The following is a 19,371-nucleotide window of genomic DNA, read 5'->3' as shown; positions in this document are numbered from 1 at the left end:
GCTGTCCAGCACCAAGCGAACCGCGCGATCGCGGACCTCAGGGGAGAACTTGTTCGTCGTCTTGCTCATGGGGCTCCATCCTACTCAGGAGTGGGAGCCTCCGGCAGACCCGGAGCGGTTCAGCGGCGCCGCGCAGGCGCGCGGCGAGGGCGGTGCGAGGAGGCTTCGGTTCGGCTCCCGTCCCGTCGACCTTCAGGCGGAAGACCCGGACGGGGCGCTCGATGTTCTTGACTTCGAGCTCGCCCAGATCCTCGAGCGCGAACTCCTTGCGATCCCGCACCTGGTCGCGCGCGGTGCGCGAGAGGCAGACGCCCCCCGGATCGGCGAGCGCCTCGATCCGCGCGGCGACGTTGACCCCGTCGCCCAGCAGGTCGTCGCCGACGCTGGCCACGTCGCCGACGTTGACGCCGATGCGGAACTCGATCCGTCGATCCTGCGGCATCCCGGCGTTGCGCGCGCGCATGCCGCGCTGGACCGTCAGGGCGAACCTGAGCGCGTCCACCACGCTGGGAAACTCGAGCAGGAGCCCGTCGCCGGCGGTGTTCACGATGCGCCCGCCATGGGCGGCGATCTGCGGATCGATCAGCTCGGCGCGATGCGCCTGCAACGCCGCAAGCGTCCCGTCCTCGTCGGCGCGGACAAGGCGGGAGTATCCCGCTGCATCCGCCGCGACGATCGTCGTCAGCCGTCTGACCGAGAGGTCGGGGCCCATGCGCCTGTCCCCACGATGCCGTAAGGGAAAGTGTTACCGATGCAGCGGGATGACGGCAACAGGATCGCGGACGGCTGGGCGGGTCACAGGACCAGGTCGTCCTCCCCCAGGGCGATCGGGCCGGAGAGGCGGATCAGGAGGTCGGCCGCGCCGTCGCCGTCGAGGTCGCCCTTCAGACGCAGGCCGCCGCCTGCGGCGGTCGCGAGGCGCAGCTCGCCGGCCGTGCCGGAGAAGGCGGCGTCGGCGATGTAGGCGAAGGCGTCCTCGGCGCCGGTCAGGGCGTTCGCGTCGATGGCCGAGAGGTCGATCCGGTCGAGGCCGTGCTCGAAGTCGAGGATCACGTCGGACAGGGTCCGGTCGCTGTCCGCCGCGTCCAGATAGACGAAGAGGTCCGACCCTGCGTCGCCGCTCAGCCGATCCGCGCCGAGGCCGCCGACAAGGATGTCGTCGCCCGCGCCGCCCGAGAGCGAGTTGTCCGCGTCGTCGCCGATCAGGCGGTCGTCGTGGCCGGAGCCGAGCAGGCCCTCGATCCCGTGGTAGACGTCGCCCTCGGCCTCGCCCGCGCCGGTCCGCCCGCCCGAGAGATCGGCGACGACGCCGGCTTCGGCGTCCGCGTAGCTCGCCAGGTCGGTCCCGCGGCCGCCGCGCAGCACGTCGGCCCCGGCGCCGCCGGACAGGACGTCCGCGCCGGCTTCGCCGCGCAGCGCGTCGTCGCCCTCGCCGCCGTCGAGCAGGTCCTTGCGGAGCCCGCCCCGGAGGTCGTCCGCGCCTGAGCCGCCGTAGAGTTCGTCGGCGCCGGCGGCCCCATAGAGGTCGTCGGCCCCGGCCCCGCCGAACAACGCGTCGGCGCCGTCGGCGCCCTCCAGCAGGTCCGCCCCCGTGCCGCCGAAAAGGCTGTCGCCGCCGTCGCCGCCGAAGATCTCGTCGGCGCCGCCGTCGCCCTCGATCCGGTCATGGCCGTCTCCGCCGAAGAGGCTGTCGTCGCCCGAGCCGCCCGACGCCGCGTCGTCGCCCCCCTCGCCGCGGATCGTGTCGTCGTCCGCGCCGCCGTAGAGCGCATCGGCGCGGGCGTTGCCGTCCAGCAGGTCGGCGCCGCCATGCCCGGAGAGCACGTCGCGCTTGTCGGAGCCGTAGAGCAAGTCGTCTCCGTCCGTGCCCTCGCCGCCGTCCAGGATCGCCTCGGTCGCGACCGGCGTGTCGAGCTGGATGTGAAGGTCACCCTTCCGGTCCTCGACGCGGATCCACTTCCTCTCGGCCGCGACGAAGTCGCCGTGCAGCGTGATCGTCGACTCGTGGATCCCGTCGCCGTCGACGTCGATCTTCAGCTTCGCCGCGCCGTCGACCACCTTGCCCAGCTCGGCGCCGTTGCCGTGGTTGCGGATCCGCAGCAGGTCGCCCTCGCCGAAGTCGCCGATGAAGCCTTCGTCCAGGAAGTCCTCGGGGTCGCCGACGAACATGTTGCTTCCGCCGCCGCCGTACTTGGTGTCGTCCCCCTTGCCGCCGTAGAGGATGTCGTGCCCGGCCCCGCCCAGCAGCGTGTCGTCGCCGCGGCGGCCATGCACGATCACGCGGACCCCATCGATGGCCGAGCCGTCGAAATGGTCGTTGCCCTTGCCGCCGTGGAAGCGGATCGTGTTCTCGGCCACCCCGGCGAGCGTCAGGTTCCCGGATCCGACGATGTACGAGCCGTCGGAGTCGGCGTTGATCACGATCTCCTCGATGTTGGTGAAGGTGAAGGCGACCTCGCCCACCGTCACCACGACGCCGTCGGAGGCGTCGTTCAGCGCGAAGGTCACGTCCTCGAAGCCCTCGACCCCGTCGTCGAGGTTCAGGATCAGGGTGTCGTCGTCGAAGCCGCCGTCGATGACGTCGGCGCCGTCGCCGTGGTTCCAGATGATGACGTCGTCCCAGAAGCCGCCGTCGATGACGTCCGCGCCCGCGCCGCCGACGAGGGTGTCGTCGCCCACGCCGCCCGCGATCACGTCGTCGCCCTCGCCGCCGGCGATCACGTCGTCGCCGGAGCCGCCGTCGATGCTGTCCGCGCCGATGCCGCCGTCGATCGAGTCGGCGCCGTCGTTCCCGGCGAGGGTGTCGGCGCCCTCGCCGCCCGAGAGCGAGTCGGCGCCCGCGCCGCCGTCGATGCTGTCGTCGCCGCCCATGCCCAGCAGCGTGCGGGCGGCGGAGCCCGTGGAGCCGTCCAGCCAGTCGCCGTACTCCGAGCCGATGGCGTTCTCGACGTCGCCGACCTTGTCCGAGACCGTGTTGCCGTTGATGTAGGCCGCGCCGGTGGGCCCCATCTGCAGGTTGACCGCGTAGTGCAAGCCGGTCTGCACGATATGCGCGTAGGTGACGGTGTCCGACCCGTCGCCGCCGTAGATCCACTTCTTGTTCGCCGCGACGCCGTCGCCCCCCATGAACCAGTCGTCGCCGCCGCCCCCGTAGAGCGAGTCCTTTCCCGCGCCGCCGTAGAGCGAGTCGTCGTCGTCCCCGCCGTAGAGGAGGTCGATGTAGTAGTTGCTCAGCGGCTGGTCCGCGCCGATCAGCACGTCGTTCCCGGCGTCGCCCCACAGGCCGACGCTGATCTCCGTCACGCCGGAATAGTCGAGCGCGTCGTCGCCGTCGCCGCCATAGGCGACATTGCCCGAATTGGTCAGCGTGTCGTCGCCGCCGCCGCCGTAGACCCAGTCGTAGTCCTGATCGACGACCACGTTGTCGCCGTCGCCGCCGTAGAACACTCCGTTCTGCGCGGTGTCGCCGACATAGTTGGCGACCGCCTCGAAGCCGGAGAAGAACAGGGTGTATTCAGTCCCCGACAGGTCCTGGACGGTCATCGTGACGTCGCCGAAGGTCCCGTCCCAGGCGCTGAAGGTGGTGACCACGCCCGCGAGATCGAGCACGTCGTTCTCGCCGTCCCCGCCATAGAGCGTGTCGTCGCCCAGGCTGGCGAAGACGGTGTCGTCGCCGTCGCCGCCGTAGATCACGTCGTCGCCGTCCGCGCCCGAGATCAGATCGATCCCGGCGGAGCCCACCAGCGTCTCGATCCCGCTGAAGGCGACGGTCCGGGCCGGGCTGACGGCCGTGGCGACGCCGCCGGACCAGCCGACCAGCTCGGCCGTGCCCGCGGCCAGATCGACGACATAGCCGAGCGTTCCGGTGTCGAGCGCCGAGGTCGCGAGGACCAGCGCGTCGTCGCCCGCGCCGCCGTCGACGGTCGCCGCGACCGCGCCCGAGGCGCCGTAGACCTGCATCGTGACCTGGATCAGGTCGTCGTCGGCGCCGCCGTCGACGCTGTCGGCGCCGGACCCCGCGTAGATCGTGTCGTCGCCAGCCCCGCCGGCGACGAGGTCGTCGCCGAAGCCGCCGTGGATCGTGTCGCCCTCGCCCGATCCGACGAGCGTGTCGTCGCCCCAGGCCCCGGCGTCGAAGACCGCCGTGGTCTCGGTCAGGGAGTCGCCGATCAGCAGGCTGGCCGTCCCGGTCGAGGCGTCGAGCGTGTCGTCGCCGTCCCCGCCCGTCGCCGTCAGGCCGCCGGCGCCGGAGAAGATCTCGTCGTCGCCCTCGCCCCCGTCGACGCTGTCGGCGCCGGCCGTGGCTCCGGCGCCGTCGCCGCCGTAGATGACGTCGTCGCCGTCGCCGCCGAAGACGCTGTCGTCGCCCGCGTCGCCGAACAGCGTGTCGCCGCCCTCGCCGCCGTCGATGTAGTCGTCGTCGTCCCCGCCATGGATCGTGTCCGCGACGTCGAGGAAGCCGCCGCCGTAGTTCCAGGCGTTCGAGGTCGTGCCGCCGTAGAGCGTGTCGTCGCCCGCGCCGCCGTAGATCTCGTCCGCGCCGTCGCCGCCGTCGAGGATGTCGGCCCCGCCCATGCCCGACAGGGTGTCGTCGCCGAGCCAGCCCAGGACCATGTTGATCCCGTCGTCGCCCGTGACCGTGTCGGCCCACAGGCTCGCCCGCAGCCCCTCGGTGTTGGTGTAGACGTCGGTCGCGCCCGAGCCGTCGACCAGCGAGAAGCTCTTGTCCACGATGGTCAGGTCGAGCGCCGCGGCCAGTTCGGCGATCGCCACGTCGATGTCCGCGCCGTCGGCGTCGGTCCCGCCGTCGATCGTGTCGGCCCCGTCGTCGCCGTAGAGATAGTCGTTGCCGAAGCCGCCCAGGAGGCTGTCGTCGCCCGCGCCGCCGAACAGGTGGTCGCGGCTCGCCCCGCCGTCGAGGCTGTCGTCGCCGTCGCCGCCGTAGAGATGGTCGGTCTTCGCCCCGCCGGTCAGCGTGTCGGCCCCCTCGCCGCCGTTCAGCGTCGTGTTGCGCAGGTCGCTGGCGCGCATCACGTCGTCGTCGTCGGTGCCGGTCACGGCCTCGACGTTCGCCAGCGCGTAGTTGCTCACCAGCCCGCTCAGCGCGTGGGTGGTATGGGCGTTCGCCGCGGTCAGCGCGTCGGTCGAATCCGCGGTCATGTCGAGCGTGACGGGACCGTCGGCGTATTCGAACGAGACCTCGTCGGTCCCGATCCCGCCGTCGACCAGCGCCGACATCGAGGTCCAGCCGAGGTGGATCAGGTCGTTCCCGGCGCCGCCGTAGAACAGCTCCTGCGTCTCCACGCCCTCGTGGCCGACGCCGAAGATGATGTCGTCGCCCTCGTCGCCCGAGATGCTGTCGACCCCGTTGCCGCCGAAGATGACGTCGTCGCCCTCGAAGCCGCGGATATGCGCGGCGGTCGAGGTCAGCAAGGCCGAGCTCGCCAGGTCGTCCGGCGAGATGCCCGCGGCGTTGACGCTGAGGATGTCGCCCATCTGGGTGCCGCCCAGGTAGGCCAGCGTCGAGCTGACCGCCGGCCCGTAGACCGCCTGCGGGGTCATCGCGCCGTAGATCGTCAGCGTCACGCCGCTCGACGCCGCGAGGTCCAGCGCCTCGGTCAGGCCGGTCGGGACCACGCCGTCCTCGTAGTCCGCGGGATCGGTCGAGAAGGCGTAGGTCCCGCCGGACTTCACGCCGCTGGAATCGACGATCAGGCGATTGGCGAAGATCAGCTCCAGCAGAGCCTCGACCGCGGACGAGTCGCGCGACAGGCCGAAGGAGTCGAAATAGTCGTCCGCGACGTAGACCTTGGCGTAGGTGTCGCCGCTGACCGAGTGGTTGAAGTTGATGACGTAGCCCGGGTAGTCGGTGTCGTCGGAGAAGTCGACCGAGTGATCCATCGTCGCCGTGTCGTCGCCCGGCAGGATCAGCATGTCGTAGCGGGGATCGAAGTCGTAGATCTTCAGCACGTCCTCGGCCGTGCTGGGCGCCGCGGCCGCGGTCGAGTTCGAGAGCGCCGTGTTCAGCCCCTGCGCCGCCAGGAACCCGATGCCCGAGGCGATGCCGTTCAGCACGAAGCCGCCGGGCACGGTCGAGAAGAAGGCGTTCTCGGCCGCCTTCAGCGCGGCGGCGATGCCGTTGGTCACCACCGTGCGGCCGGCGACCACGGCCTCGCTCTGCCAGCCCGTCCAGAAGTTGGTTCCCGCGTCGTCGGAGGAGGCGAGCTCGGCGTAGGACAGGAAGAACAGGTCCGCCCCGTCGCCGCCCCAGACGTTGTCGGTGAACCCGTCGCCGCGCGGCCCGCCGTAGATCTGGTCGTCGCCGTCGCCGCCGTAGAGCCAGTCGACGCCGTCGTCCTCGGTCCAGCTGACGGTGACCAGGTCGCCGGTCGAGAAGTCGAAGAAGCCGTACATCGTGTCGGCGCCGTCGTAGCCGCGAATGACGTCGTCGCCGTCGCCGCCGTAGATCGTGTCGCCGCCGGAGCCGCCGGAGAGGGAGTCGTCGCCCGCGCCGCCCCAGATCGTGTCGTCGCCGGTCGCGCCCTCGATCACGTCGTCGCCGGTGAGCGACGCATCCTCCAGGGGAAGGTGCACGGTCAGGATGCTCGGATCGATCAGGTCCGTGCTGAAGGTGACGACGTCGGTCCAGTCGCCGTAGAGCTTGTCGTCCCCGCGGCCGCCGCTGAGGAAGTCGTCGTCGCTGCCGCCGACCAGCAGGTCGTCGCCGTCGAAGCCGATGACCGTGTCCGCGCCCAGGCCGCCATAGGCCGCCATGAAGCCGCCCGCCGTGCCGGAGTTCGTGCCCAGGAAGAAGTCGTCCGAGTCGACCAGTCCGTTCACCGATGGCGCGGCGGCGCTGACCAGCGTGCGCCCGCCCGGCAGGGCGAGGCCCAGCCCGTAGACCAGGTAGCCCGTGTAGTCGGCGAGGAGGCTGTCCCAGTCGGTTCCGAAGAAGACCTGCACCTCGGCGAGCGACGCGTCGCCGTCGACGATCTGGTTGACGTCGGCGTCCGTTTCCGTGACCCAGACCTGGCCGAGCGTGAAGATGTTGATCCCGGTCAGCGTGGTCATGACGCGATCTCCTCGCGGTCTTCGGATCAGGTCGAGACGGGCGCGCGGCGAGTCTCGACCAGGCGGACGTCGGCGAGCCGGCCGGCGGGGCTGGTCTCGGACGGCGGACAAGGCGTCGTCCCGGCCGCCGGATGCTTCGCCCGGATCAGTATTCAGCCGGTCGGATCATCCCAGTTGAGGGCGTCATTGCGTGGCGTCAAGCAGACATGCATGGATCAGCATTCATTACTTGAGAAACCGTCGGCCTGTCCCTCGGTCCGCGCGTCGGCCCCGCCGGGTCGCGGAGCGCCCGGCGAGGCCTCGTCCGTCATCGCCGACATCGAGCGTCGGCGGCGACCTGCGCTCGTCCGGCCCGGACGGGGGACGTCCCGCGGCGGCGTGAGCAAGTCGGACCGAGCGCGGCGCAGGACGACTCGCCGTCTGTTTCCGTCGTTCCGGACGGTCGACGAGGCATCGGCTGGATCCGCGCCTCGCACGGTCCGGCCGAGCGCGGCTGGCGACGGCTCCACGCCCTTGTCGCTCGTCAGCCCGCCGCGCGGCGCGCGCTGGAAGGGAGCGTGAGCTCCACGTCAGACCGCGTCGGCCTTTCGACAGCGGTGCAGAGTCTTCCCGGTCGTTCGGCGGAGGTCAGATCGGGCCGCCGCAACCGGAGACGATGGCGATGGCACGCCGGATGAATGCCCGGCGGGCGTCGTGGATCCCCAGACGCCGATGTCCCGGCGCCGACGGGCGCGGATGACGTCGTCCCTCGCGCCGCCGACGACGGCGAGAGGGAAGAGCGCGGCCTCAGCGGGCCATCGCCTGCTGGCCGACGGGGCCGGCCGGCGTCATGGCGCCGACGGGGAACGCATCCGCCTCGGCGAGGCGCAGGCCGGTGTCGAGGGCGAAGGCGTGAAGGCGGGCGGGGTCGGGGGCGAGGGAGACGGGGTCGCCCTCGCGCCAGGGGGCGGCGCGGTCGAGCGCGGCGCTGACGTGGCCGCCGTCGACCAGGCAGTGGGCGATGCGGGCGCCGCCGAGGTCCTCGACCAGGTCGACGCGCCCCGGAAGGCCGGGCTGGTCGGGGGCTGCGAGGCGCAGGTCCTCGGGCCGCACGCCCAGGGTCAGCGAGGCGCCGGCGCGCAGCGGCAGGCGGGCGGGCAGGGCCAGGCCGGGCGCCGCATCGGGCACGATGCGGCCGCCCTCGTCGAGGATCGCGGGCATCAGGTTCATCGCCGGCGCGCCCAGGAACCCGGCCACGAAGGTCGAGGCGGGGCGGGCGTAGACCTCGGACGGGGCGCCCTGCTGCTCGATCCGCCCGGCGTTCATCACCACCAGGCGGTCGGCCATGGTCATCGCCTCGACCTGGTCGTGGGTGACCAGGATCGAGGTCGCCCCCAGCCGGCGATGCAGGCGGCGCAGCTCGATGCGCATCTGCACCCGCAGCGTCGCGTCGAGGTTGGAGAGCGGCTCGTCGAACAGGAACAGCCTGGGCTCGCGCACGATGGCCCGACCCATCGCCACCCGCTGGCGCTGGCCGCCGGAGAGGGCGCGGGGCCGGCGGTCGAGATAGGGCTCGAGCCCCAGGATCGCGGCGGCTGCCTGCACCCGCGCCGTCCGCTCGGCCTTCGGCACGCGGGCGAGGCGCAGCGGGTAGCCGATGTTCTCGGCGACCGTCATGTGCGGGTAGAGCGCGTAGTTCTGGAACACCATCGCGCAGCCGCGATCGGCGGGGTCGAGGTCGTTGACCACCTCGCCCGCCACCGCGATCTCGCCTTCTGTGACGTCCTCGAGCCCCGCGATCATGCGCAGCAGGGTGGACTTGCCGCAGCCCGAGGGGCCGACGACGACCACGAACTCGCCCGCCTCGATCGCAAGGTCGATCCCGTGCAGCGCGGCGGCGTCGCCGTAGCGCTTGCGCAGGCCGGTGAAGACGACGTGGGACATCAGGCCGGGTCTCCGAGAGCGGCGTCGCGCAGGCGCGCGCGCAGGGCGGTCAGGTCGGCGTCCGAGAGGCCGTGGCGGCGCAGGTAGGTCTCGGCGCCGCCGTGGCGGGTCTCGAGCGCGCGGAGCATCGCGTGCATCGTGTCGGCGTCGGCCGACAGCAGGTCGGGGTTCAGCTCCCGCCCATGGGCGCGGGCGTCCGCCTCGAGCGCCGCGAGCAGCGAGGGCAGGCGCGCGCCGGTGGCGGCGTAGTCCTCGGCCACCGTCTCGGGCTCGGCGCCGGCGAGCAGCAGCAGGAAGGCGGCGATCATGCCGGTGCGGTCCTTGCCGGCGGCGCAGTGGAACAGGGCCGCGCCGTCCTCCATCCGCGCGATCAGGCGCATCACCTCGACGAAGGCCGGGCCGCGCTGTTCGAGGGCGAGGAGGTAGAGCGCCAGCAGCGGCGTCTCGGTCTCGACCTCGGGCAGGGCGGTCGGGTCCAGGTCCTCGAACAGCGACAGGTGCACGTAGGTCACCCCGGGCACGCCGCGGGCGAAGGGGTTGGGGGCGAGCTCCAGCTCCTCGGCGCGGCGCAGGTCGATCACCAGGGTCAGGCCGAGGTCGCGCAGCGCCGCGATCCCCTCGTCGTCCAGCCGGTGGAGGCTGTCGGCGCGCAGCGCGCGGCGGAAGGCGGTGCGGCCCCGGGCGGTGGGCCAGCCCCCCATGTCGCGGATGTTGTGGCTGCCGGGAATGGCGATGTGGCGCAGGTCGGTCATCAACGAAGCCCCGATTTCATGAAGGAGGAGATCACCTGCCGCTGGAGGACGAGGTAGATCGCGAGGATCGGCAGGCTCGCCAGCGTCGACGCCGCCATCAGCGGTCCCCAGGCCGTCCCCTCGGCGGTGACGAACATCTGCAGGCCGATCTGGACGACGGAGTTTTCCGGCCGGCGGGTCAGCAGCAGGGGCCAGAAGTACTCGTTCCAGGTCGAGATGAAAATCAGGATCGCCAGCGAGGCGATCGTCCCGCGCAGGTTGGGCAGCACCACCTGCCACAGGACATGGGCGTGGGAGGCGCCGTCCATGCGCGCCGCCTCGACGACCTCGCGCGGGAAGGAGCGCATGGCCTGCGCCAGCAGCAGGATCGCGAAGGCCGAGGCGATGTGCGGCAGGATCAGCGCGCCCAGCGTGTCGATCAGGCCGAGGTGCGCGACCAGCAGGTAGTTGGGGATCATCACCACCTGCAGTGGCACCAGCCAGGTCAGCGCCACGGCCGCCATCAGCAGGCCCGCGCCGGGGAACCGCCAGCGCGCGAAGGCGTAGCCGGCCAGGATCCCGGTCAGGAGCTGGATCGCCGTCACCGCGGTCGAGACCACGAAGGTGTTGACCAGCATCCGCCCCATCGGGATCGACCGGAGGGCGTAGGCGTAGTTCTCCAGGCTCGCGGCGTCGGGCCAGAGCGCGCTGGAGTAGATGTCGTTCTCCGGGCGCAGCGAGGTGACGATCATCCAGTAGATCGGGAACACGCAGACCAGCGACAGCAGGATCATCAGCGCGTGGCCGACGCCCCGCTCCCACCGCGCGGCGGCGCGGGCGCGGGGGCGGCGGCGCGGCGGGCTGAGGCGCGCGACGGCGCCCGCGGGCGAGGCGAGGGCGTCAGTCGTCATGGAAGGAGGCCTTCTCCTTGAGGCGGAAGATCAGCGCCGCCAGCAGGCCGAAGCCCAGGAACAGGATCACCGCCGAGGCCGAGGACCAGCCGACCGAGAGCGTGGCGAAGCCGAACTCCCACAGCAGGTAGTAGATGTTGGTCGTGGCCCCCAGCGGCCCGCCCTCGGTCAGCACGTGGATGTAGGCGAAGCTCCACTGCGCGCCGAGCAGGATGACCATCATCGCCAGCAGCAGGATCGTGGGCGAGAGCAGCGGCAGGCGCACGTCGCGCACGATCCGCCAGCGCGAGGCGCCGTCGAGGCGGGCGGCCTCGATCAGCGAGGGGTCGATCGCGGCGTTCGCGGCCGACAGGATCAGCGTGGCGAAGCCCATCAGCTTCCAGCCGGTGATGAAGGTGATCGTCCACAGCGCCCAGTCCGGATCGGCGAGGAAGCGCACGGGCGCGAGGCCCAGCCCCGCGAGCCAGCCGTTGACCACGCCGTGATGGGGATCGAGCAGCCAGCGCCAGACTGCGGCGGCGACCACCGGGGGCACGATCAGCGGCACGAAGATCAGCGCGCGGTAGAGGTTGCGCCGGCGCGGGGGCAGGTCCTGGGTGAAGATCGCCACGGCCAGCGGCAGGGCCACGGCCAGCGGCAGCAGCCCCAGCAGGTAGAGCCAGGTGTTGTTCAGCGCCTGCCGGAACTGCGGCAGGTCGAGGATGTTGCGGTAGTTGTCCCAGCCCACCCAGGTCTTGGGCGAGGTCGGCAGCAGGTTCCACTGGTGGAAGCTCAGCCAGAAGGCCTGCGCCAGCGGCTCGTAGATCCAGACGACGAAGCAGATCAGCGCCGGCGCGAGGTAGAGGTAGGGGCGCGCCCGCCGGTAGAGGCGGCGCGAGGGCGAGAGGCCGCGCCGGCGGGGCGCGGCGCCGCGCGGTCCGGCGGCGGCAAGGGCGGCGTCGGTCAAGATCGGCGCTCCATCAGGGGGGCGGGTGCGGGAACGGAGGGGGCGAAGGCCGGGTCCGCCGGCCTCCGCCCGCGTCAGGCGTCGGCGATCAGGGGACGAGCCGCTGGGCGCGTTCCTGGGCGTCGGCCAGGATGCCGGCCACGTCGTCGTCGGAGCCGAAGGTCGCCCGCTCCATCGCGTCCATCGTGGTGGTGATGATCTGCAGGTAGTTCGGACCGGGCATCGGGACCCAGGGCTCCAGCTTGGCGAGCTGGGCCATGTTCGGCTCGATCAGCGGATGGTCCTTCACCCACTCGCCGAGATACTCGGGGTCGTCGAGGATCTCGGGGCGCAGCGGCAGGTAGCCGATCTCCGAGGTCACGATGGTGTAGCCGCGCCTGGAGGTGAGGAACTTCATCAGCTCCCAGGCCGCGCGCTGCTTCATCGGGTCCTGGGCGTGGATCATCAGCGCGGAGCCGGAGTTGTTCGGCCGCACCGGCTTGGTCCCGAAGGCGGGCATCGGCGCGGCGCGCAGCTCGTAGTTGCCCTCGGCCCCGCGGATCAGGTGGCCCTGGATCGCCGAGGTCTGCAGGTACATCGCGGTCGTGCCCGCGGCCATCCCCTCGAGCTGGGAGGTGACGTCGAGGTTCTCCATGATCCCGGCCTGGGCGAGATCGCGCAGCATCTCGACCGCCTCGACCGAGGCGGGCTCGGCGAAGATCATGCGGGTGCGGCTCTCGTCGATGGTCATGCCGCCGTTCGAGCGCAGCACCCCCTGCATCAGCCAGTCGACGGCCGAGGGGCCGAAGATGCCGGTGGCCAGCGGCAGGGCGCTCGTCTTCGCCTGGATCTGCAGGCCGGCGGCCTTCACCTCGGCCCAGGTGGCCGGCGGCTGGTCGGGGTCGAGGCCCGCGGCGCGGAACAGGTCGGCGTTGTAGAACAGGATCGGGGTCGAGAACGTGTAGGCCAGCCCCCAGGTCCTGCCGTCGAGGCGGCCGAGCTCGAGCCCGTTGGGGACCATGCCCTCGAAATGCGCGGCGAGCTCGGCCTCGGGAATGATGTCCTCCAGCGCCACGGCGCCGAGGTTCTGGACCGCGAAGTCGAGGCCCATGAAGCCCATCTGCGACAGGTCCACGGGCTGGCCCGCGACCAGGTCGGCCTGGATGCGGGTCATCAGGCTCTGCGGGGCGACGGGCACGCCGACGACCTTGATGAGGGGATGGGCGGCCTCGAACTCGGCGATCATCTTCCTGGTCGCCTCGGCGCCGTTGCCGGCGGAGGCGAGGTTGTAGTTGTAGAAGGTGATCTCGACCGGCTCGGTCACCTCGGCGGGGATCGGGCGGGTCTGGGCGAGCGCGGGCGCCGAGGCGAGCGCCAGCGCCGCGGCCGTCAGGCCGAGCGCGTCGCGACGGGTCGGAAGGAAGGGCATCGAACGTCTCCGGGAGGGCTGTCGGGGGGAGGCTTGGTCGGAGCGGGGCGGAGGGCGGCGCGCCGCCCCCGCGCGGGCCTGGGCGCAGGGCTCAGGCGGGCTCGCCGTATTTCTCGGCGATGTAGGCGCGCAGGGCGTCGAGGCTCATCTCATGGGCCAGCGCGCGGGTCTGGGGATGGGGGACGAAGGTGACGCCCAGCCCCGAGGGCCGCAGCGTGCAGATCGCGAAGCCGGTGGCGTCGAGCATCCGCAGCGTCTCGCCCATCGCCACCGGGTCGGAGGCGGCGTGGTGGCCGGCGCCGATGATCACCGGCACGCCGTGCCAGCTCTCGGCCCGGTCGAGGTGGATGTGGCCGGAGAGGATCCCGACCACGTCGCGCCCGGCGATCGTCTCGCGCAGCGCGCGGGTGGCGGGCAGGGTCAGCGACTTCCAGGGGAAGGCCGCGCCCTTCGCCTCGTCCAGCATCGGGGGGTGGTGGATCACCAGCAGCTTGGGCAGGCCGGCATGGGCGTCGAGACGCGCGGCGAGCCAGTCCATCTGCCCCGGCTCCCAACCGCCCTCGACGCCCGTGGGGATCGAGCTGTCGAGCACGATCACGTGGAGGCCCGACACGACGAGGTCGTGATCGTAGGGCCCGGCGCCGGAGGCGCGCTCGGGGAAGGCGGCGGCGAAGCCGGCGCGGTCGTCGTGGTTGCCCAGCGCGAGGATCACCGGAACCTCCGGGGCGGCCTCGTCCAGGATCGCGCGCAGGTGGCGGTAGCTCTCGACCTCGCCGCGGTTGGCGAGGTCGCCGGAGATCACCACGAACTCGGGCCGGGGATCCATGCGGGCGATCTCGGCCAGCGAGCGGCGCAGCGCGCCCTCGGAGTCGCCGAACAGCGTCTCGTCCTCGAGCGCGGGGGCCGAGATGTGCAGGTCGGTGAGATGGACGAAGGTGACGTCTTGGGTCGGCATCGGGGGCTCCGGGCGGTTCGAGGGGCCGCGGGGCCTGCGCGACTTCGCGCTTGCCCCGGCTTGGGGCGGACGTGTACCTAGGCTTCGTGACAAACGAATGAATGTTCATTCAGTGCGCCGTCGCGCGGCGCCGCAGAGGGCCCTTCGCAGGGGGCCGCGCCCGCGTCGCCGGGCAGGGAGGGAGCAGGGAATGGATCAGTCGTCGCCGATGCGGGAGCGGATCCTCCAGGCAGCCGAGGACATGCTGGTCGAGTACGGCATGCAGAGCTCGATGGCCCGGATCGCCGCGAAGGCCGGGGTGGCGGCGGGATCGATCTACAACCACTTCGAATCGAAGGAGGAGCTGATCCGCGCGGTCTACGACCGGGTGGCGGACGTGCTCGGCGGCCAGCTGATCGAGGCGGACGCGCCCGAAGCGCCGCCGGTCGAGCGGCTGGAGCGCTACGTCGACGCCTATGTCGACCTGTTCTGGGAGACCCCGTCCCGCGCGATCCTGTTCGAGTACCTGTCCTCGGTTCCGCTGATCCCGGAGGCGGAGCTGATCCGCGCCTTCCGCCGACCCACTGAGCATGTCGAGGGGATCTTCGGCGACCTGGAGGCGGCGGGCCTCCTGCGCCCGGGCGAACGCTCGATGATGGGCGGCTTCATCGGCGGGGCGATCCGCAACACGCTGAAATGGCGGCGCATGTCGGGACGTCCGCTGACCGGGGAGGATCGCGCGCAGATCCGGCGCATGTGCCTCGACGCGGTTCTGAAGCCCGCCTGAGGCCGGCCCCGAAGGGCGTGGCGAACCCGGGCCGCGGCGCGCCGCGGCCCGGGTCGGGGGCGGCTCAGAGGTCGGCCGCGGGGGTGGAGCGGATGCCCGGCCAGGCGGCGTGGGCGACCGAGATCACCTCCTCGCGGTTCTGCAGGTAGGCCTCGAAGATCTGCGCGTTGACGAACAGGTAGAGCTTGCCGTCGACGATGTCCGCGTAGCGCACGTCGCCGTCCAGCTTGCGGCCCTTGTAGACGCCGAAGGCGCAGAAGCCGCCGAACTGGGGCAGGTAGGCCTCGGGGTCCTCGACGAAGCGGTCGCGGGTCTCGGCGGAGGCGAAGTAGTAGTCCACGCCGTCGTGGGTGGCGGTGTGGACGGCGTCGCCGATCCGCGGCGCCTCGGAGGCGAACATCGACACCGGGTCGACGCCGTGCAGGCCCAGCGGCGCGCCGGCGAGGGTGACGCCGGTCGAGACGTTGTACTCGTCGGCCGCGAAGGCGGCGGGGACGAAGGTCGCCGAGGCGCAGGTCAGGGCGGCGGCGGCCACGAGGGCGCGGAGGGGGAGACGGGTGGTCATGGGTCAGGTCCTTTCAGGGTCAGGTTCAGGGAAAGAGGGGGCGCGCGCCGGCGCGGGAGGCTCCGGCGAGACGCTGGGGTGCAGGCCGGGCGGGCGCGCCGCGCCGGCGGGGGGCCGCGCGGCGGGGCCGCGGCGGCTGGGGGAGACGGGGAGATCCCGGCCCGGTCAGGCGGAGCGGGCGATGCGCTCGACGGCGTCGTCGGTCCACCACAGGCCGTTCGCGACCATGCGGAAGTTGATCAGCGCGGCCAGGTAGCCGTCGCCCTCGGGCACCTTCGCCCCCGCGGTCGCGTCGCGGACCACGGCGACCTCGAAGCCCAGCTCCAGCAGCTCGTAGAGATGCGCCTGGGTGCACAGGTTGGCCGACATGCCCGCGAGGATGACCTTGTCGATGCCGCGCTTGCGCAGCTGCAGGTTCAGGTCGTTCTGGGCGGGGCTGTAGACCTTGTGGGGGGAGCACACGATGGTCTCCCCGTCCTCGATGTATTTCTTGTACTGGGGCATCCAGTCGGCGCCCGAGCCCTCGAACCCCTCCAGGCTCAGCGGGCCGGGGCGGTCGAACATGCCGATGGCGTGCATCGTCTTCTCGAGCGTGCCCTCGAAGGCCCACTTGTGGTCGTGGGGGTAGTAATAGTGGGGGGAGATGAAGACGGGCATCCCGGCCGCCTTGGCGGCGGCGAACAGGCGCTCGATGTTGTCGACCGTGCCTTGCTCGGTGACGCTCTCGCCCACCACGCCCCAGGTGACGCCCTGCTCGGAGAGGAAGTCGATCTGCGGGTCGGTGACGACGAGCGCGGTGCGGCCCTTGGCGATCTCCATGTCGATCTGGGGCAGGCCGGGGGCCTCGGGGTCGGCGTAGGCGTCGCGAGCCTCGGGCGTGGCGGCCCGGGCGGCGCCGGCGGCCATCGCGGCGCCGGCGGCGGCGGCGCCGGCGGCGGCGGTCAGGACCCGGCGACGGGCGAGATCGACCTGCTCGGGGTCGTGGCCGCAGTTGCAGGCGGGGCCGTGGGCGTGATCGTGGGACATGGGTGGGCTCCTTTCTTTGTGGGGGATCGGGTCGGGTCGGGGCGGCGCGCGGCCTTGCGCGTCGCCGGGTCCGGGGCGCTCCGTTCCGGGCACGCCGTCTCCGGTCGCGGGCGCTGTCGCGCCGCGTCGGGGCGGAGGCTCGGGCGGGAGGGCCGCGGTCCTGGGGGACCGGCGCGGCGCGGGAGGGCGCGGCGCCGGATGCGGGATCAGTCGGCCATCAGCGAGGACAGCGTTCGGGCGCAGAGCGGCGGGGCGCCGTCGCGGGCGGTTTCAGGGGCGACGACCACGTCCGGGCCGAGGGCGGCGCAGCGGGCGACGTCCGCCGGGGCGGGCGCGGGATCGGGCGCGGGGGCCGCGGCCTCGGCCCGCAGGACCGGGGCCGCGACGCGCAGCAGGGTCGCCGCCTCCGCCGCCCTGGTGTGGGAGGGGGCGGGCGCGATCGCCGCCGCCGCCAGGCCCGCGGCCAGCGTCAGCAGGGCCGCGCGCTCGGACAGGATCGGGCGGCGCGCCAGCGGGAAGGCCCGGCGGCTCCGCGCAGGGGGGCAGGGCGAGGGCCGGGGGGCGAACGCCCGCGCGAGGCCCGCGAGTACCGGGCCGGGACGGCCCGAGGGGGCGAGGAGGAGGCCGCCCCGGGGCGCCGGGCGGGAAGGAAGGCGAAGGGTGCTCATGCCGGGCTCTCTCGTCTGGGGGCGGCGGCCGGGGCGCCGGGCCGCGCGAGGGCGGCGAGGCGGGGGACCGGGCGGGCTCCGTTGCGTCCGTGACCTCAGGAATAGGACGGGGCGGGGGCCCCGGTATCGACCGGACCCGCCAGCCTGTCGGCAGAACCTGCCATTACGTCAGGCGCGCCGCGCCGACGGGCCAGCGACTGGCTGCGGAACCGCGCGGGCGTCTGCCCGGCCTGCCGCTTGAAGGCGCGGGCGAAGGCGCTCTGCTCGGAGAAGCCGGTCAGGAAGGCGATCTCGGCCAGGCTCTGCTCGCCCGCCTCCAGCAGATTGCGCGCGAGGCGGGTCTGCGCCTCGGCCAGCACGTCGCGATAGGTCAGGCCGTCCTCGGCGAGGCGGCGGTAGAGGGTGCGCTCGCTCATCCCCAGCTCGCGCGCGATCTCGGCCGCCGCGGGCGCGCCGCCGCCGAGCCGCTCGCTCAGCAGCGGCAGCAGCCGGGCGCGCAGGTCGGGCGCGGAGGGGAGCGGCCCGCCCAGCCGGTCGAGGTCGGCGTCGAGGTGGCGGGTCATGAAGGCGGCGACCGCGGCGTCGCCCAGCCGGTTGGGGCGGTCGAGCATCTCGGGCGCGAAGGCCAGCGCGTCGCGCTCGGCCCCGAAGCGCACGGGGCAGCCGAAGCGCTCGGCATAGCGCGCGGGATCGCCCGTGCAGGCATGGCGGAAGGAGACGTGGTCGAGGCGCAGCCCCTCGCCCGTGATGCGCCGCAGGCAGCGCGCCAGGGCGGCCAGCGCGCATTCGTTGCGCAGGCTCAGCGCCGGATGGGGGGCGGTGCAGGCCTCGATCGAGAAGACGGCGAGGCCGCCCGTCTCCTCCAGCCGGTAGGCCGCGGTGTCGGTCAGCAGGCGGAAATAGCGCTCGATGCAGCGCAGAGAGCCGCGCAGCGTCGGCGCGGTCTTCAGCGCCAGCCCCAGCACGCCCAGGTGGTCGAGCTGCACGGCGCGGGCGTAGGCGAAGACCAGCTCCGTCGGGTCGGCGTAGCGGGCGCCGATCCACTCGATCAGGGCGAAATGCTCGGCGTCGGGCAGCCGGTCCTGCGCGTCGGGCCCGAGGCGGCGCACGATGCGCGCGCCGTCGCGGACCACGCCGCCTTCGGTGAGCGTGAGGCCCGCGGCGGAGGTCAGGGCGCGGGCGAAGGCGGCGGCGACGCGGGTCATGGCGGAAGGCTCCCTCGGGGATGACGGCGCCGGCCCCGGCGGGGGCGGCGCGCGGGGTCAGGCGGGTCGGCCGGAGGTCTCGGCCAGGCGGGCCTCCAGCTCGGCCACGCGGGCCTGCAGGCGGGCGATCTCGCCGCCGTGCTCGGCGTCGGTCAGGCGGCGGGGGATGTGCTGGGGGCAGTTCCAGTCGAAGCCCTCGACATGGATCACCACCGCGCGCTCGGCCGGGGGGCCGTCGGGGCCGCGCAGCGCCTCGACGATCGCGGGATCCTCCGATATCCGCGCCCGCCCCAGCAGCTTCAGCCGCCTCCGCCGCGCGAAATCCACCGCCAGGATCGAGACGCGCCCGTCCTGGAGCAGGTTGCCCAGCGAGATGTACTGCCGGTTCCCGCTGTAGTCCGCATAGGCCACGGTCCGCGGATCCAGCGTCTTGAGGAACCCCGGCGCGCCGCCGCGGTGCTGCACGTAGGGCCAGCCGGTCTCGGAGACCGAGGCCTGGAAGAACCCGTCGCGCTCGGCCAGGAACTGCGCCTCGCGCGCGGTCAGCTCCGCCCCGCCGTCGCGGCCGGGCGCGAGCATCGGGGCGTAGGCGGCGTCCGAGCCCAAGCGCGCCTGCTCGGCGCGCACGCGGGGGGTGAAGGCGATCTCTGCGTAGGCGTGGGGCATGGCGCGCGCTCCTCTCAGAGGCCCAGGGCCGTCAGGCCGGGGTGGTCGACCGGGCGCGGGCCCAGCGGCCAGCGGAACAGGCGGTCGGCCTCGGAGATGGCGAGGTCGTTGATCGAGGCGATGCGCCGGCGCATCCGGCCGTCGGGCGCGAACTCCCAGTTCTCGTTGCCGTAGGCGCGGAACCAGTCGCCGGCGCCGTCGCGGTATTCGTAGGCGAAGCGCACGGCGATGCGCGCGCCTTCGAAGGCCCAGAGCTCCTTGACCAGGCGATAGTCGCGCTCGCGCGCCCACTTGGCGGTCAGGAAGGCGACGATGGCCGGGGTCCCGGTCACGAACTCGGCGCGGTTCCGCCACTGGCTGTCGGGGGTGTAGGCGGCGGCGACCTGCTCGGGGGCGCGGGTGTTCCAGGCGTCCTCGGCGAGGCGCACCTTGATGGCGGCGCTCGCGGCGTCGAACGGGGGCAGGGGCGGGCGGGGCATGGCGGAGGCTCCTGGGGGAGGATCTGGAGGGGGGGCGGGCGGCGCCGGGGT

The 19,371-nt window shown here is 72.8% G+C and carries 15 protein-coding genes; 1 reads left to right on the top strand and 14 read right to left on the bottom strand.

Features of this window, described 5'->3' with window-relative positions; all coding sequences use genetic code 11:
- Positions 1-37: 37 nt before the first annotated feature.
- The 8 genes from P2H44_RS21250 to P2H44_RS21215 form a co-directional block, all read right to left on the bottom strand.
- A complete protein-coding gene (locus tag P2H44_RS21250) occupies positions 38-712 on the bottom strand; it encodes an adenylate/guanylate cyclase domain-containing protein (protein WP_275766895.1) in 675 nt (224 codons plus the stop codon).
- A gap of 83 nt (positions 713-795) precedes the next feature.
- The gene (locus P2H44_RS21245) at positions 796-7,071 is read right to left on the bottom strand and encodes a calcium-binding protein (RefSeq protein WP_275766893.1); all 6,276 of its coding nucleotides are present in this window, start codon (positions 7,069-7,071) and stop codon (positions 796-798) included.
- 786 nt (positions 7,072-7,857) lie between these two features.
- Entirely contained in the window at positions 7,858-8,994 is a 1,137-nt protein-coding gene (locus tag P2H44_RS21240) for an ABC transporter ATP-binding protein (protein WP_275766891.1), read from the bottom strand.
- Complete coding sequence (locus tag P2H44_RS21235) at positions 8,994-9,746, bottom strand: tyrosine-protein phosphatase (RefSeq protein WP_275766890.1); 753 nt, start codon at positions 9,744-9,746, stop codon at positions 8,994-8,996. The genes P2H44_RS21240 and P2H44_RS21235 overlap by 1 nt, the downstream gene beginning before the upstream one ends.
- Positions 9,746-10,636, bottom strand: a complete 891-nt coding sequence (locus tag P2H44_RS21230) for a carbohydrate ABC transporter permease (RefSeq protein WP_275766889.1) — start codon at positions 10,634-10,636, stop codon at positions 9,746-9,748. Before P2H44_RS21230 ends, P2H44_RS21235 begins: the two co-directional genes overlap by 1 nt.
- Positions 10,626-11,582 carry a carbohydrate ABC transporter permease gene (locus P2H44_RS21225; protein ID WP_275766888.1) on the bottom strand — a complete coding sequence of 319 codons (957 nt, stop codon included), beginning with the start codon at positions 11,580-11,582 and terminating at the stop codon, positions 10,626-10,628. The genes P2H44_RS21230 and P2H44_RS21225 overlap by 11 nt, the downstream gene beginning before the upstream one ends.
- 88 nt (positions 11,583-11,670) lie before the next feature.
- Positions 11,671-12,990: an ABC transporter substrate-binding protein gene (locus P2H44_RS21220; RefSeq protein ID WP_275766885.1), complete on the bottom strand. Its 1,320-nt coding sequence runs from the start codon at positions 12,988-12,990 to the stop codon at positions 11,671-11,673.
- 91 nt (positions 12,991-13,081) lie between these two features.
- A complete protein-coding gene (locus P2H44_RS21215) occupies positions 13,082-13,945 on the bottom strand; it encodes a metallophosphoesterase (RefSeq protein ID WP_275766883.1) in 864 nt (287 codons plus the stop codon).
- Between the two features lie 190 nt (positions 13,946-14,135).
- Between P2H44_RS21215 and P2H44_RS21210 the strand changes: the two genes are divergently transcribed.
- A complete protein-coding gene (locus P2H44_RS21210; protein ID WP_275766882.1) occupies positions 14,136-14,711 on the top strand; it encodes a TetR/AcrR family transcriptional regulator in 576 nt (191 codons plus the stop codon).
- Between the two features lie 64 nt (positions 14,712-14,775).
- Here the strand turns inward: P2H44_RS21210 and P2H44_RS21205 are convergent, their stop codons facing one another.
- The 6 genes from P2H44_RS21205 to P2H44_RS21180 all read right to left on the bottom strand — a co-directional run bounded on the left by P2H44_RS21205 (position 14,776) and on the right by P2H44_RS21180 (position 19,320).
- On the bottom strand, positions 14,776-15,276 hold the full coding sequence (locus P2H44_RS21205) for a YHS domain-containing (seleno)protein (RefSeq protein WP_275766880.1): 501 nt from the start codon (positions 15,274-15,276) through the stop codon (positions 14,776-14,778).
- A 165-nt stretch (positions 15,277-15,441) separates the two neighbouring features.
- Entirely contained in the window at positions 15,442-16,302 is an 861-nt protein-coding gene (locus P2H44_RS21200; protein WP_275766877.1) for a cysteine hydrolase family protein, read from the bottom strand.
- A 206-nt stretch (positions 16,303-16,508) separates the two neighbouring features.
- Positions 16,509-16,970 carry a hypothetical protein gene (locus P2H44_RS21195; RefSeq protein WP_275766875.1) on the bottom strand — a complete coding sequence of 154 codons (462 nt, stop codon included), beginning with the start codon at positions 16,968-16,970 and terminating at the stop codon, positions 16,509-16,511.
- Between the two features lie 95 nt (positions 16,971-17,065).
- A complete protein-coding gene (locus P2H44_RS21190; RefSeq protein WP_275766872.1) occupies positions 17,066-18,175 on the bottom strand; it encodes an AraC family transcriptional regulator in 1,110 nt (369 codons plus the stop codon).
- Between the two features lie 57 nt (positions 18,176-18,232).
- The gene (locus P2H44_RS21185; RefSeq protein ID WP_275766870.1) at positions 18,233-18,841 is read right to left on the bottom strand and encodes a pyridoxamine 5'-phosphate oxidase family protein; all 609 of its coding nucleotides are present in this window, start codon (positions 18,839-18,841) and stop codon (positions 18,233-18,235) included.
- Between the two features lie 14 nt (positions 18,842-18,855).
- Positions 18,856-19,320, bottom strand: a complete 465-nt coding sequence (locus tag P2H44_RS21180; protein WP_275766868.1) for a nuclear transport factor 2 family protein — start codon at positions 19,318-19,320, stop codon at positions 18,856-18,858.
- Positions 19,321-19,371: the final 51 nt, after the last annotated feature.

The sequence above is a fragment of the Albimonas marina genome, from assembly GCF_029223255.1.
Classification (GTDB): domain Bacteria; phylum Pseudomonadota; class Alphaproteobacteria; order Rhodobacterales; family Rhodobacteraceae; genus Albimonas.
The sequence above is the reverse complement of the archived record's forward strand: the minus strand, read 5'-3'. Positions and strand labels throughout refer to the sequence as shown.